At 59.6% G+C, this 14,498-nt stretch carries 14 protein-coding genes; 9 read left to right on the forward strand and 5 right to left on the reverse strand.

The features are described 5' to 3' along the window. Positions 1-100 precede the first annotated feature (100 nt). Entirely contained in the window at positions 101-1,066 is a 966-nt protein-coding gene (locus ABH912_RS22000) for a GlxA family transcriptional regulator (RefSeq protein ID WP_429511643.1), read from the forward strand. A gap of 40 nt (positions 1,067-1,106) precedes the next feature. On the opposite strand, the gene ABH912_RS22005 is transcribed toward ABH912_RS22000, so the two are convergent. Together ABH912_RS22005 and ABH912_RS22010 are read right to left on the reverse strand one after the other, a co-directional pair. Further along, the gene (locus ABH912_RS22005; protein ID WP_429511644.1) at positions 1,107-3,518 is read right to left on the reverse strand and encodes a penicillin acylase family protein; all 2,412 of its coding nucleotides are present in this window, start codon (positions 3,516-3,518) and stop codon (positions 1,107-1,109) included. A gap of 102 nt (positions 3,519-3,620) precedes the next feature. Then, positions 3,621-4,208 carry a DUF6436 domain-containing protein gene (locus tag ABH912_RS22010; RefSeq protein WP_429511645.1) on the reverse strand — a complete coding sequence of 196 codons (588 nt, stop codon included), beginning with the start codon at positions 4,206-4,208 and terminating at the stop codon, positions 3,621-3,623. A 97-nt stretch (positions 4,209-4,305) separates the two neighbouring features. Between ABH912_RS22010 and ABH912_RS22015 the strand changes: the two genes are divergently transcribed. Then, positions 4,306-5,253 carry an alpha/beta hydrolase gene (locus ABH912_RS22015; RefSeq protein ID WP_429511646.1) on the forward strand — a complete coding sequence of 316 codons (948 nt, stop codon included), beginning with the start codon at positions 4,306-4,308 and terminating at the stop codon, positions 5,251-5,253. Between the two features lie 128 nt (positions 5,254-5,381). Here ABH912_RS22015 and ABH912_RS22020 read toward each other — a convergent pair whose 3' ends face one another. Beyond that, positions 5,382-6,134, reverse strand: a complete 753-nt coding sequence (locus ABH912_RS22020; protein WP_033060564.1) for a DUF2059 domain-containing protein — start codon at positions 6,132-6,134, stop codon at positions 5,382-5,384. A gap of 108 nt (positions 6,135-6,242) precedes the next feature. Between ABH912_RS22020 and ABH912_RS22025 the strand changes: the two genes are divergently transcribed. Both ABH912_RS22025 and ABH912_RS22030 read left to right on the forward strand, forming a co-directional pair. After that, positions 6,243-6,875, forward strand: coding sequence for a 2OG-Fe(II) oxygenase (locus ABH912_RS22025; protein WP_429511647.1), 633 nt, complete (start codon positions 6,243-6,245; stop codon positions 6,873-6,875). 2 nt (positions 6,876-6,877) lie between these two features. Continuing rightward, complete coding sequence (locus tag ABH912_RS22030) at positions 6,878-7,363, forward strand: DUF523 domain-containing protein (protein ID WP_429511648.1); 486 nt, start codon at positions 6,878-6,880, stop codon at positions 7,361-7,363. 220 nt (positions 7,364-7,583) lie between these two features. On the opposite strand, the gene ABH912_RS22035 is transcribed toward ABH912_RS22030, so the two are convergent. Further along, a complete protein-coding gene (locus tag ABH912_RS22035) occupies positions 7,584-8,171 on the reverse strand; it encodes a transporter substrate-binding domain-containing protein (RefSeq protein ID WP_033060560.1) in 588 nt (195 codons plus the stop codon). 135 nt (positions 8,172-8,306) lie between these two features. On the opposite strand from ABH912_RS22035, the gene ABH912_RS22040 reads away from it, so the two are divergent. Continuing rightward, positions 8,307-8,732, forward strand: a complete 426-nt coding sequence (locus ABH912_RS22040; RefSeq protein WP_033060559.1) for a DUF4399 domain-containing protein — start codon at positions 8,307-8,309, stop codon at positions 8,730-8,732. 75 nt (positions 8,733-8,807) lie between these two features. Here the strand turns inward: ABH912_RS22040 and serA are convergent, their stop codons facing one another. Continuing rightward, on the reverse strand, positions 8,808-10,037 hold the full coding sequence (gene serA / locus ABH912_RS22045; protein WP_033060557.1) for a phosphoglycerate dehydrogenase: 1,230 nt from the start codon (positions 10,035-10,037) through the stop codon (positions 8,808-8,810). Between the two features lie 204 nt (positions 10,038-10,241). Between serA and ABH912_RS22050 the strand changes: the two genes are divergently transcribed. The 4 genes from ABH912_RS22050 (at position 10,242) to ABH912_RS22065 (ending at position 14,445) form a co-directional block, all read left to right on the forward strand. Further along, positions 10,242-11,636, forward strand: coding sequence for an FAD-binding oxidoreductase (locus ABH912_RS22050; protein ID WP_347802435.1), 1,395 nt, complete (start codon positions 10,242-10,244; stop codon positions 11,634-11,636). 36 nt (positions 11,637-11,672) lie between these two features. Continuing rightward, complete coding sequence (locus tag ABH912_RS22055) at positions 11,673-12,338, forward strand: fumarylacetoacetate hydrolase family protein (RefSeq protein ID WP_033060555.1); 666 nt, start codon at positions 11,673-11,675, stop codon at positions 12,336-12,338. Between the two features lie 252 nt (positions 12,339-12,590). Beyond that, a complete protein-coding gene (locus ABH912_RS22060; RefSeq protein WP_429511649.1) occupies positions 12,591-13,520 on the forward strand; it encodes an SdiA-regulated domain-containing protein in 930 nt (309 codons plus the stop codon). A gap of 7 nt (positions 13,521-13,527) precedes the next feature. After that, complete coding sequence (locus ABH912_RS22065; RefSeq protein WP_429511650.1) at positions 13,528-14,445, forward strand: SdiA-regulated domain-containing protein; 918 nt, start codon at positions 13,528-13,530, stop codon at positions 14,443-14,445. Positions 14,446-14,498 lie beyond the last annotated feature (53 nt).

Raw genomic sequence — 14,498 nt, forward strand, 5'->3', positions numbered from 1 at the left:
ACCGGGCAAACAGTGGCGACAGGAATGGGAGTGCTGCGCACTCCAACGGGAGCAAGCTCCCTCGCCACAGGAAAGTGTGATCCATAGAGGCAATCGAGCCATGAGTAAAACCGTTGCCATCGTGGTGTTCTCAGGCGTCCAGTCCCTGGACGTCACCGGTCCCATGGATGTGTTTTGCGAAGCCAATCGTTTCCTTGAGCCGCCAGATCACTATCGACTGGAGGTGATCGGCGTCGAGCGCGGGGCGATGGCGTGTTCCAACGGTTTGTCACTCAATGCCCATCGGCATTTCAGCGAAGCGCTGGAAGCTTTCGACTTGCTGCTGGTGGCCGGTGGGCCGCAGTTGCCGTTCATGGATTTTGGTGCGGCATTCGATGCCTGGTTGCGCGATGCCTGCGCGCAGGCGCAACGCTTTGGCTCGATCTGCAACGGCGCGTTCATGCTCGCCCGGGCCGGATTGCTGGAAGGGCGAACGGTCACCACCCACTGGGGCGACGCCGCGGCGCTGGCGCAGTTGTGCCCGTCGACTCAGGTCGAGGCCGATCGCCTTTACGTGGAGGACGGCGAGCTCTACACCTCGGCGGGTGTCACAGCGGGGATTGATCTGTCGCTGTACTTGCTGGCCAGGGATCACGGGCCGGAAGTAGCGCTGAGTGTGGCAAAACGGCTGGTGGTGTTCACTCAACGCTCGGGCGGGCAGTCACAGTTCAGCCCATTCCTCACGCCACACGCCGAACCCACTTCTGCCGTGGCGTTGGTGCAGCTCTACGTGTTGGCCAACCTGACAGGCGACCTGACGATTGCCGACCTGGCCAACGCCGCCAACATGAGCGCCCGCAACTTTTCCCGAGTGTTTGCCAAAGAGGCGAAAGTCACCCCGGCGGAGTTCGTCGAACGGGCCAGGGTGGATGCGGCGCGGGTGCTGCTTGAAAGCACCCAATCGCCGCTGAAGACCGTGGCTTATCAGTGCGGATTTCGCGATGCCCAGCACATGCGCAGTGTGTTCAACCGCAGGCTGGGGGTGACGCCGCAGCAGTTCAGGCTGAACTTTGCAGCGATGGTTTAGAGGCTGATCGATCGTTCCCACGCAGAGTGGGAATGATCATTTATTGCGCAGCCCGCGCCGGCAATAGCTTCAACGTACTGCGCGTGTTGGCCGTGACTTCTTCGTCGTTGAGATGCGCCTGGTAGTAGATCCCTTCGATATACGCCTCAGCCTGATCGTCATAGTGGCTGTCGAACGGTACGCCACTCTGGCCGACCGGGTTGACGGTCAGGCTGTGGGTCGGGTCGGCGAAGTCGATCAGGCGGCGGGTCGAGGGGCCATAAGTGACTGGCCACGGTGCCGGGCCGATTTTGGCCGAGAGGTTGTTCGGCACTTCGTGTGTGCCGGGTGCCGCGAACGGGCCGACATTGAAAATCCGGTCCAGCGGCTTTTGCTGCCCCAGCGGATGGCCATGGGTCAGCGTGTGCGCCTTGCCCCACTGCCATTGCGCGAAATCGGCGCCGAGGGTGGTCTTGAGATGAGCAATGCTCGCCTGCCATGCAACCTTGACCGTATCGGCGCGGGTTTCCTTGCCGAGGGTGTTGCGGTTGTCCCACCACGGTGAATCGGCAGTCGCAGCCAGGCGAGGCAGTGCGGAATCAATCACCCGGGTCGACAGCAACGTCTCGAAGAAATCATTGCCCAGCTCATCGTGCATCGTCGCGTCAGCCAGGTTGAACAGGAACTGGTTGAACAGCGTGGCGCTGGTGGAGTCGAGCGGGTAGTCGCCTTTCCACTGGGCCAATTGCTCAACCAGTTTGAGTTCAGCGGGATCGCTCACCACTTCACGCAGTACGGGCAACAACGGCGCCAACAGGCGCGGCCCGTAAGCGGTGATGGTGCCCAGTTGCAGCTGCTGGCTGGCGTCCAGATCCCACTTGATGGTTTTGTCGCTGAGCTGGCGATTGAGCTGCTGACCTCGGTCGGCCAGGTTGTAGTAACCGGGAATCTCCATGCCGGTCGGTGACACCGGCTGGAAGTTGGCCGAGACGATATAGCCGCGAGCCGGGTTCTCTTCCTGTGGGTTGGCGCTGAACGGGTAAAAACCTTCCTTGTCCGCGTCGGCGGTGCTGCCATCGAGGATGAATCCCGGACGCACACCCGCCGGACGTTTTGGCAGTTGCGCCGCTGCCCACCAGCCGATGTCGCCCTTGGCGTTGGCCCAGACGATGTTCAGGCCCGGTGCCTGGACCTTTGCGGAGGCACTGCGCGCCTTGGCCAGGGTGTCGGCGCGGTTGAGCTGATAGAAGCCTTCAAGGATCGGATTCTGGCTTTCGAGAAAACCCCACCACATGGCGATCGGGGTTTTACCGACGCCGCTGCCCAGCGCATCGTTGACGATCGGGCCGTGCGGCGACTGGCGCAGCACCAGTGTCACCGGTGCCTGCCCCTTGACCGTGATCTGCTGTTCGCTGGTCACCATGTCCACCCACTTGCCGCGATACCAGACCTGATTGGGGTTGTCCGGGTTGACCTTCTCGGCGATCAGGTCCAGGTCGTCGTTCTGGAACATGGTGATGCTCCAGCCGAAGTCGCGGTTCATCCCGAGGGAGGCAAACGGCATCAATGCCTGATAGTGGCCGTAGAGTTCGAAACCCGGCGCCGAGAGCTGCGCTTCATACCACACCGACGGCGCGGAAAAGCGGATATGCGGGTCGCCGGCCAACAGCGGTTTGCCGCTTTTGGTCCGACTGCCGGAGACAGCCCAGGCGTTACTGCCCTCGAACTGCGGCAAGCCGTTGTCGGCCAGTGCCTGCTCGCTGAGGCGGGCGAGGGCGTTGAGGTCTTTCCAGTCGGTACTGGCGAGGGGTGGCATGGCACCGCTGCGGTTTTTCGCCAGCACGCCCTTGGGCTGCCAGTCGAGATCGAAGACGTTCAGGTAGTTGGCGCCCAACTGATCGCGCACGTAGGTCAGCAACGGTTCGGTGCGAAACGCTGCAGCAAAACTGTAGGCCATGTAACCGGCGATGCTGATGGTGTCCTGGGCGGTGAATGGGCGCTTGGGAATGCCCAGTACATCAAACTCCGCAGGTTTTGAATGACTGTCCTGATACTGGTTGATGCCATCCAGATAGGCTTGCATGGCGATAAAGGCCGGCGACTGTTTATCCATGTTCGCCAGGTAGGTGTCGGCGCGTTCGCGAATGCGCAGGCTGCGCATCAGCTTGTCGGTGTCGAGCAGTTTCGGGCCCAGTACCTCGGCCAGTTCACCACGGGCGAGGCGGCGCAGGACTTCCATCTGAAACAGCCGATCCTGGGCGTGCACGTACCCGAGGGCGCGGTACAGGTCGGTTTCGTTCTCGGCGCGGATGTGCGGGATACCGCGCTCGTCGTAGCGCACGGTGACCGAACCTTGCAGGTGTTGCAGCTCCACCATGCCCTCGCGTGTCGGCTGTTTGCTGTAGACGTACCCGCCTGCACCTGCGGCGAGCGCAACAATCAGCAGGGCGAGAACAGTCAGGCTACGTTTCATGGTGATTCCTTGTTGTTATCAGTGGCTGCAGTTCCCTGGCGCCCCTGTTTAACATGGCTTGCCGCCATGGCCATCGCACTTAGGAGGGATTCGCGTCTCCTGTCAGCCTTGCTTCACTGCGTCGACGGGCCACGGACAGTAACAACCCACGGCCAGTGTGTGCGTGGCATTCACCGTGCGGCCTTCGTTCAACGCTTGCAGAATCGGTTCGATAAAGCTGTTACTCGAATTGCAGGTCAGGCCTTCGCTGTACGGGCCGAAATACGCCAGTTTGCCGCTGCGATCCCAGATCGCCACGGCCGGGCTGGCGGGGATCTGTTCGGAGCCTGGCAGGACGGCGATGCTTTTCAGGCTGCTTAAGGTGCTCGGTAATTGGCCGTGGCTGCCAGGCTTTTGTACCGCATAAAACTCCACGCCTTGCGGTGCATAGTGCTCAACCAGTTCGCTCAGGTGTTGTTGGTTGCCGACGTTGCACGGGCAGGCCGGGTCCCAGAAGTGCACGAGGCGGATGGCACCGGGGCCGGCGAGGTTGTCGGGCAGGCGCAGCGGGTCGCCGGAGAACACCGCGGTGTGTTCGCTGAACGCTCGCAGGTAGCGCCCCTGAAACCAGTCGTAGGCAGCCCACAGCACGCCAGCGCACACGAGGGCGAGGAGGCTGGCAAGCAGAGTGGCGCGGTAGGGCGAGCGCATGGATTTCAGTCCTCGAAGGTGCGCTAGCTTGCCATGCTTGCCTCAACAGATGAATATCGCAGGCCCATAAAGTCCGTTTCGCGTTCTGGAATTGCTCATGTCTGCCACTTTCGACTCCGATCATCTGCGTGCCAGCCTGCGACCGCTGGCCGACTGGCAGCCGCTGTCGGTGGAAGCGCTGGCTTACCAGCGTTTCTACGGGCTGGATTTTGCGGGGCGTAATGTGCGCAGTGGCCTTGGACGTTTCGCGGTCGATGGTTATGACGTGGTCAGCCAGGTCTGGTGGCCGGAGCAGGCGAAGGCGACGCTGTTTTTGTTCCACGGTTTTTACGATCACACCGGGCTTTACCGGCATGTGATCGAATGGGCGCTGGATCAGGATTTTGCGGTGATTGCCTGCGACCTGCCGGGGCACGGGTTGTCCAGTGGCGAGCGGGCCAGCATCAAGGATTTCACCGAGTATCAGGACACGCTGCAAGGGTTGTTCAGCGAAGCGCAATCCCTCGATCTGCCGCAGCCGTGGCACCTGTGCGGGCAAAGCACGGGCGGCGCGATCGTGATTGATCATGTACTCAATCAGGGCGCCAGCAGTCCGGCCCAGGGCCAGGTCATCTTGCTGTCGCCGTTGGTAAGGCCGCGGGCCTGGGGCTGGTCCCAGCTCAGCTATTACCTGCTCAAGCCTTTCGTCAAAGCGATTGCCCGGCGCTTCAGCGAGAACTCCAACGACCCGGATTTTCTGCCCTTCCTGCAAGCGGACCCGTTGCAGCCGCTCCGTTTACCGACCGCCTGGGTCGGTGCGCTGGCGCGCTGGATCAAACGTATCGAAGCCGCACCGTACAGCATGCGGCGACCGCTGATTGTGCAGGGGCAGGCGGACATGACTGTGGATTGGGAGCATAACCTTGAAGTGTTGCGGGGCAAGTTCGATCGGCCACAGGTGCTGATGTTGCCTGAGGCGCGGCATCACCTGGCGAATGAGACGCTGGCGTTGCGGCGGGAGTATTTCGGGTTTTTGACCAAGCGGATCAAGGGCAGGAATCTTTAGCGACCGTTAGGGCCTCTTCGCGGGCAAGCCTCGCTCCTACAAATTTAAGGTGGATCACCCTTTTGTGAACGACTCAAATCCGTAGGAGCGAGGCTTGCCCGCGAAAGCAATTTTCCAGGCGCCGAATATCACTGGCGAAGCGTTGAAGTATCCTGCCCCACCGCCAGCCCCGCGCGAATCGCCGCCAGTGCTGCCTGGTAATAAGCCTTGCCCTCGGTGGACTCGGCAAAGGTCGCGAACTCTTCCAGTTCTTCATCCGACAGGTCGCGATAGACATACAGCAGCGTGTTGTTCAGGTCGTTGCCGATCTGGTCCATCAAGCGCTGACGCTGACCGTTCAACATGCCTTGAGCCTGACCACCACCAAGCAGGCCGGGGATCATCGAACTAAGGCTGTCGGCCGCGACGCCGGCAATCGCGAGGCTGACTTCCGCGCCAGCCTCGCGAGCGGGCAGGGCCTGGGCCAGATGGCCGATGATCAGCATGCGGCTGTCGCTGGCCTGGATCTTCGGCAAGCCCTTGGCGTTTTTTGCCAACTGATCGCGACGGGTCGCCAGCAACTCGGCGGCTACGATTTTCTTGCCCAAGGGTGATTGAAAGAACGTCAGCGCGGGTTTCGGGTCGGCGAGGGTCTTGCGCAATTGCGCTTCGGCGCGCTGGTCCACGGCCTGGGGGGCAAATCGCTGATTGCTGTTATTCACCAGTGCCTGGAACACGGCCGGCGGCAGGCTGTTCTGGTACCGCTGCTGAGCGGCCGAGAGAGCGTCGTTGAAATGCGCGCGTTGTTCTGGCCAACCGGCGACCTTGTACAACTGGTCGTGGCCGTCTGCCCAAGCGGGCAATACACAGAACATCAACAGTGAAAAAAGCAAACGGCGCATAGGGACTCCTGTCAGCAGGCGACTATTCTCCGTGTGGCATTCGTCCTTGTCGAGAATTCGTATCAACCCGCTGCGCGGCTCTGTCGGATTTTCAGGCACAGGAATACTATGCGCGGCATGCCAATACCCTCTGATCACCCGCTGCTGTTACGTATCGTCGATGACCTGGCCGAACACGGTTGGTCGCAGCAGAATATTTTCCTTCCTCTGGGTCTGACCCGGGAACTGGCGGCTGAGTGCCGTAAACGTGCTGCCGAGGGCGAATTGGCCCCGGCCGCCGTGGGTCGAGGGGCAACCTCCGAGATTCGCGAGGGGATTCGCGGCGACCATATCCAGTGGATCGAGCCCGGCCAGGCGCTGGCGTGCGACGGTTATCTGGATTTGATGGACAGCCTGCGCGAGGCGATGAATCGCGGTTTGTTTCTGGGCCTGGAAGATTTCGAAAGCCATTTCGCGCTGTACCCGCCCGGCGCGTTCTACCTTAAACATGTTGACCGTTTCCGCGACGACGACCGGCGTATGGTGTCGGCGGTGGTCTATCTCAATGACGCCTGGCTGCCTGAGCACGGCGGGCAGTTGCGCATGTACCTGGATGAAAGCGTCGAACATGATGTGGTGCCCACCGGTGGATGCCTGGTGGTGTTCCTGTCCGGTGAAGTGCCCCACGAAGTCCTGCCCGCGACCCGCGATCGCCTGTCGTTGACCGGCTGGTTCCGGCGCCGTGGTAACGAGCCGTTCTGATCATGCAAAAAATTCTGGTAAGCCGCTGTCTGCTGGGGCACCGCGTACGTTACGACGGCGGGGCGAGCGGGCCGTTCGATCAGCTTCAGCAGTGGCTTGATGAAGGTCGAGTGGTGCCGTTGTGTCCGGAGGTTGCCGGTGGCTTGCCAACGCCAAGGGCGGCGGCGGAAATTCCGGGTGGGCAGGGTGGTGAAGTGCTTGATGGACACGCCTCAGTGATCACCACCGAGGGCGAGGACGTCAGCGCCGAGTTTCTCTCGGGGGCTTATCAAGCGTTGGAACTGGTGCAAAAGCACGGCATCCGCATTGCCGTACTCAAGGCCAACAGCCCGTCTTGCGGGAATCTGTTGACCTACGACGGGACGTTCAGGGGTGTGAAGGTGAGTGGTGAAGGGGTTACTGCGGCGTTGCTCAGGCGCCATGGCGTTCAAGTCTTCAGTGAACTGGAGTTGGTTGAGGCAGCGGTGGTTTTGGGGGCTTTGGGCTGATCCAGAATCCTTCCCCTCACCCTAACCCTCTCCCCAGGGGGGCGAGGGGACTGATCGTGGGGATCTGTAGAAATTTTGCGACTTGAAAGTCTTTGTGTTGAATCCATAGTCGGCTCCATCTTTCAGGTCGATGGATAGCGTCTGACACCTCGGTCAGTCCCCTCGCCCCCCTGGGGAGAGGGTTAGGGTGAGGGGCGGGATCTAAAGAGCGACAAAATTCTTAAGGCTTGGGCGCCACACTCGCATCCGCCCCGAACCATTTCTGCTCCAGTGCCTGGAGTCGCCCATCCGACTTGATCCGCTGCAGCGCGTTTTCCAGGCTGGCATGAAACGCCGGGTTACCTTTCTGAAACGGAATCGCCAGATTCACTGCCGGGGCAGCCTTCGGCTTCTCTTCCGTCAGTGACTGCACCAGTAGCATCGAGCGTGGTTGCTCTTCCTTCTGCGCGATCAATTGCGCATCGGTGTGAATGTAAGGTTCGCTGAAGTCGAAACGATCCTTGAGGTCCGGGGTCACTGCTATGTGGTTGATGGCGACGTCGTACTTGCCGGTTTCAACGCCTTGCATCAGATCGCTGGAATCGGTAACGACGAAGTCGGCCCGTACGTCTAGTTCGTTGGCCAGCAGTTGCCCCAGTTCGACTTCAAAGCCGGTGAGTTTGCCGTCTTCCTTGAAATTGAAGGGCGGTGTATTAGCCTCAAGGGCAATACGCAATTCGCCTCGGTCGTTCACATCGTCAATCAGTTCGGCATGAGCCAACGGGCTAAGAAGGGGTAGCAGGCAGATCAGGCCAGGCAAAAAGCGCATGGTCACTCCTTTGAATTCATTTTTGCGATGCTCTGATTCAGGCTCGCTTTGCTATGGTTGTCGAGTGCCTTCGACAACGAATGGCCGTGAAGTTGTCATGGCCACACGGATTTTACGAAAAAACTGGAGAAGAGAATGAAAACCTTTATGTCACGAGCAGCATTGGCTGGCCTGTTGATGGGAGCTTCGATGCTGGCAACGGCGGCTACACCGGCTCCCAAAGGTGCAGAAGTGTCCATCGTTTCTCCTGCGGACGGTGCCACGATTCCGCAAACCGTCGTCGTCAAGTTCGCTGTCGAGAACATTTCGCTGGCGCCAGCGGGTGACGCCACCAAGAACACCGGCCATCACCACTTGCTGATCGATGTCGATCAACTGCCGGCCGCCGGTGCGCCAATCCCCAACGATGCCAACCACGTGCATTTCGGCAAGGCGCAGACCCAGGCTGAAATAAAGCTGACGCCAGGCAAACACACCTTGCAACTCGAACTGGGCGATAGCGGCCACATGCCGTTTGATCCGCCGATCGTGTCGGAGAAGATCACCGTCAACGTTAAGTAACCTGCTCGGAATAAAGAACCGCGCCCATGAAAAAGGAGCCCCTAAGGGCTCCTTTTTTTGTCGCTCAAATCGCTATCAGAACAACACGCGGCAACGAATGGTGCCGTTGATGTGCTGCAGCTTCTCTTGCGCCATTTCCGAGTAATCGGCGTCGACGTCGATCACGACGTAGCCGACTTTCTCGTTGGTCTGCAGGAACTGACCGGAAATGTTGATACCGTTTTCGGCGAAGACCTTGTTGATCTCGCTCATCACACCCGGAATGTTCTCGTGGATGTGCAGCAAACGGTGCTTGCCAGGGTGAGCCGGCAGGGCCACTTCCGGGAAGTTGACCGAGGACACCGACGTACCGTTGTCGCTGTACTTGACCAGCTTCTCAGCTACTTCCAGACCGATGTTGGCTTGCGCTTCAGCGGTAGAGCCGCCGATGTGCGGGGTCAGGATCACGTTGTCCAGGCCACGCAGCGGGCTTTCGAACTCTTCTTCGTTGGAGCGCGGCTCCACCGGGAAGACGTCGATGGCCGCGCCGATCAGGTGCTTGTCCTTGATCGCGTCCGCCAGAGCGTCCAGTTCGACCACGGTGCCGCGAGCCGCGTTGATCAGGATGCCGCCCTTCTTGATCGCACGGATTTCTTTCTCGCCGATCATCCACTGGGTCGCAGCGGTTTCCGGAACGTGCAGGGTGACGATGTCGGACATGCCCAGCAGCTCGGTAAGGTTACCGACCTGAGTCGCGTTGCCCAATGGCAGCTTGGTCACGGTGTCGTAGAAGTACACCTGCATGCCCAGGCCTTCAGCCAGGACGGACAGTTGAGTACCGATCGAGCCGTAACCGACGATGCCGAGCTTCTTGCCACGGATTTCGAAGGAGTTGGCTGCGCTCTTGATCCAGCCGCCACGGTGGCAGGAAGCGTTCTTCTCAGGGATGCCGCGCAGCAACAGGATCGCTTCGGCCAGCACCAGTTCGGCTACGGAGCGAGTGTTGGAGTACGGAGCGTTGAACACTGCGATGCCGCGTTCGCGGGCAGCATTGAGGTCAACTTGGTTGGTGCCGATGCAGAAACAGCCGACAGCGACCAGTTTCTTCGCGTGATCGAAGATCTCTTCGGTCAGTTGAGTGCGCGAGCGAATGCCGATGAAGTGCGCATCAGCGATCTTTTCCTTCAGCTGGGCTTCCGGCAGAGAACCTGTGAGGTACTCGATGCTGGTGTAGCCCGCCGACTTGAGGACGTCGACAGCCGATTGGTGGACGCCTTCGAGAAGAAGGAACTTGATCTTGCTCTTATCGAGAGAAGTCTTGCTCATCTGCGTAAACCTGTATCCCGGAGAAAAATGGCAGGAAATAGCCAGCAGACGCTGACCCGGACGGCAGGAAAGCCGTCGCCACAGAATAGCCGTTGGGCACTATCCTGCGGGGTCGGTATGCTAGCATATGCACCCCGCTAAACACTCATTCCTGCGACGTGAAGCGTTCTCAGGATGACCATGAATTGTTCGAGAGTTCTGTCGATGACCAATCCTGCCCTGATTGAAGAGCTGAAGACCCTGGTTGAGCCTGGCAAGGTGCTGACCGATGCCGACTCCCTGAATGCTTACGGTAAGGATTGGACCAAGCATTTCGCCCCGGCCCCGACCGCCATCGTGTTCCCCAAGACCACCGAGCAGGTCCAGGCCATTGTTCGTTGGGCCAATGAGCACAACATTGCGCTGGTACCGTCCGGCGGTCGCACCGGGCTGTCCGCCGCTGCCGTGGCCGCCAATGGCGAAGTCGTCGTGTCCTTCGACTACATGAACCAGATCCTCGACGTGAACATGACCGACCGCACTGCGGTCTGCCAGCCGGGCGTGGTCACCGAACACCTGCAGAACGTCGCCGAAGAAAAAGGCCTGTACTACCCGGTGGACTTCGCTTCGGCAGGTTCCAGCCAGATTGGCGGCAATATCGGCACCAATGCCGGCGGGATCAAGGTGATTCGCTACGGCATGACCCGTAACTGGGTGGCCGGCATGAAAGTCGTCACCGGCAAGGGCGACCTGCTGGAACTGAACAAAGACCTGATCAAGAACGCCACCGGCTACGATTTGCGTCAGCTGTTCATCGGCGCTGAAGGCACCCTCGGTTTTGTGGTCGAAGCCACCATGCGTCTGGACCGTGCCCCGAAAAACCTCACCGCCATGGTCCTCGGCACTGCCGATTTTGACTCGATCATGCCGGTGCTGCACGCGTTCCAGAGCAAGCTTGACCTGACCGCGTTCGAATTTTTCTCCGACAAAGCCTTGGCCAAGGTCATGGGCCGGGGCGACGTACCCGCGCCATTCGAAACCGATTGCCCGTTCTACGCGCTGCTGGAATTCGAAGCGACCACCGAAGAAGTGGCCAACCACGCCCTGGAAACCTTTGAACACTGCGTTGAGCAGGGCTGGGTGCTGGACGGCGTGATGAGCCAGAGCGAAACCCAGTTGCAGAACCTGTGGAAGCTGCGCGAATACATCTCCGAAACCATTTCCCACTGGACGCCGTACAAGAACGACATTTCGGTCACTGTGTCGAAAGTCCCGGCGTTCCTGAAGGAAATCGACGCGATCGTCGGCGAACACTACCCGGATTTCGAAATCGTCTGGTTCGGCCACATCGGCGACGGCAACTTGCACTTGAACATCCTCAAGCCGGAAAACCTGAGCAAGGATGAGTTCTTCGCCAAGTGCGCGACCGTCAACAAGTGGGTGTTCGAAACCGTTGAGAAGTACAACGGCTCGATTTCTGCCGAACATGGCGTGGGCATGACCAAGCGTGATTACTTGACCTACAGCCGTTCGCCGGTCGAGATCGAGTACATGAAAGCCGTCAAAGCGGTGTTCGATCCGAACGGCATCATGAACCCGGGCAAAATTTTCGCTGTTTGACTTTTGAATTTAAGAGCTACGAAACAGGAGTCGGTAATGAGCTATCAGCACCAGTATGTCGACGGTACGCGTATTCACTTCCCGCTGGGAAAAGTGGTGTGCATTGGCCGTAACTACGCCGAACACGCCAAGGAGCTGGACAACCCGGTGCCGACCGAGCCGCTGCTGTTCATCAAGCCGGGCAGTTGCGTGGTGCCGCTGGAAGGCAGTTTCAGCATTCCGACTGAACGTGGCTCGGTGCATTACGAAGCGGAAATCGCGGTGTTGATCGGCAAGCCTTTGTCGACCAAACCGAGCCGTGAAGAAGTGCTCGATGCTATCTCCGGTTTCGCCCCGGCCCTGGACCTGACCCTGCGCGACAAGCAGGCCGAGCTGAAAGCCAAGGGCCTGCCGTGGGAAATCGCCAAGTCCTTCGACGGAGCGGCGGTGATTGCACCATTCGTGTCCGGCAGCACGTTCGCTGATCTGACCGACATCGGCATCCGCCTGACCATCAACGGCGAAGTGCGCCAGGACGGTAACAGCAGCGCAATGCTCAACCCGATCGTGCCGATGATCCAGCACATGGCCGGGTGCTTCTCGCTGCAGGCCGGTGACGTGATCCTGACAGGGACGCCGGTGGGTGTTGGTCCGCTGAATGTCGGCGATGAACTGGTGATTGAATTGCCAGGCGCCAGCAGCTTCACCAGCAGCGTCCGCTAACCGAAACACCGCAAAACCCTTGTAGGAGCGAGCCTGCTCGCGATAGCGGTGTGTCAGCCGACATCTTTATTGGCTGACACAGCCTCATCGCGAGCAGGCTCACTCCTACATTTTTTTGTGGGTGCCGAAAGGGCTTTCCCGCCATTTCCCGTTTTTTTCACATCCTGTCTGGATAATTCCGGGGTTCCTGGCGTCTGAGCCTGCCCGTTTGTGCTATTACCCTTAGCCTGAATTTCTGGAACGCATCCCCTGATGGCAACGCAACCGCTCCCGACTCTGCAAACTTCTCGTCGTCCACGTTTTCTCCTGCGCTGGTACTACTGGCTGTTGCTGGTTGTTGTGGCGGGCTATGGCCTCGCGTTCGCGATGCATTGGGATGATCGTGGCGTGCTCTGGTTGCGTGAGCGTTTCGAAAGCCCGGCCGAGCGTCAGGCCAGTGTCTGGTTGCCGGATTACCGGGCAGTGATCGACGCCAAGCTGCTGCCGGGCATGGAGAAGGATGAAGCGTCCGACCTGGCCTACAACCCTCAAACCAAAACCCTGTTCTCGGTCATGGGCAAGAACCCGTTCCTGGTCGAGCTGACCCTGCAGGGCGACGTGCTGCGCAAGATGCCGCTGGTGGGCTGGAGCAACCCGGAAGGGGTGACGGTGATGGGCAACGGTCTGCTGGCCATCGTCGATGAGCGCGAACACATGCTCTCCATCGTCAAGGTCGATGCCGATACCCGCGAGCTGAACATCGCCAACTTCCCGAAATACGACCTCGGCCCTTCGAAAGACCAGAACAAGGCGTTCGAAGCCGTCGTCTGGGACTCGCGCCATCAGCAAATCCTGCTGGGCGAAGAGCGTCCGCCAGCACTGTTTAGCTGGAAAAGCGATGGCAGCCAGATCCTGAAGGGCGACAAGCAAAAACTCACCAGTAATGCACTGGACATGCGCAACCTCTCGGCCCTGGCCATCGACCCGCGCACTGGCCACACCCTGGTGTTGTCTGCCGACTCCCACTTGTTGCTGGAGCTGGACGAGAAGGGCGAGCAGGTCAGCTTCATGACCTTGCTGGGCGGCTTCAATGGTTTGAAGAAAACCATTCCTCGCGCCGAAGGCGTGACCATGGACGAGGCGGGCACGCTGTACATGGTGAGCGAGCCGAACCTGTTCTACCGCTTCGAAAAGCAGAAATAAGGCCTGAATGCATCGACTTGTCCGCCCCAAGCCTCTGCTTTTGATCCTGTCGGTCATTGCGTTGATCGCCCTGGTCGCGGTTGGCCAGTACCAGCGCCTGTTCGAGCGTGCCAGGTTCAACCTGCACACCTTTTGGCAGCCCGTGAACGGTCAGTCCATCGCTCTGGATCAGTACCAGGTAGCGGTTGAGGCGCAAGTCATCGAAGGGCTGGACGACGATGTTTCGGCGCTGACCTTCGATCCGGTGCGCAAAAGCCTGTTCACCGTCACCAACAAAAACTCAGAGCTGATCGAACTGTCGCTGGACGGCCAGATTGTTCGACGCGTTTCGCTGGTAGGGTTTGGCGATCCAGAAGCCGTGGAATTCATCACTACCGACACTTACGTGATCACTGACGAGCGTCAGCAGCGGCTGATCAAGATTCATCTGGAGAGCGACACAACGTTCCTCGACGCAGCGGATGCCGAGCAGATGACCCTTGGCGTGCACATGAGCGGCAACAAGGGCTTCGAAGGCCTGGCTTACGACTCGGTGGGCAAGCGATTGTTTGTCGCCAAGGAACGCGACCCGATGCTGATCTACGAAGTGCACGGCTTTCCGCATTACAACCCGGAAAAATCCTACGCGGTGCACGTAGTGAACAACCCCAAGCGCGATGCCGGGATGTTCGTGACGGACCTGTCGAGCCTGCAATACGACGAGCGCAGCGGCCATTTGCTGGCGTTGTCGGATGAGTCGCGGCTGATTCTGGAACTCGATGTGGATGGGCGGCCGCTGAGCACCCTGTCACTGAGCAAGGGGCGTCAGGGGTTGCAGAAGACAGTGCCACAAGCGGAAGGGATCGCCATGGATGACGACGGTACGATGTACCTGGTGAGCGAGCCGAATCTGTACTACGTCTTCAAAAAACCTGCACAGAACTAACAAACGCCCCAAAACCCTGTAGGAGCGAAGCTTGCTCGCGAAGAGGCCGTAAC

It is taken from the genome of Pseudomonas sp. BT76 TE3572 (genome assembly GCF_050435365.1).
In the GTDB taxonomy this organism is placed as follows: Bacteria; Pseudomonadota; Gammaproteobacteria; order Pseudomonadales; family Pseudomonadaceae; genus Aquipseudomonas; species Aquipseudomonas fluorescens_W.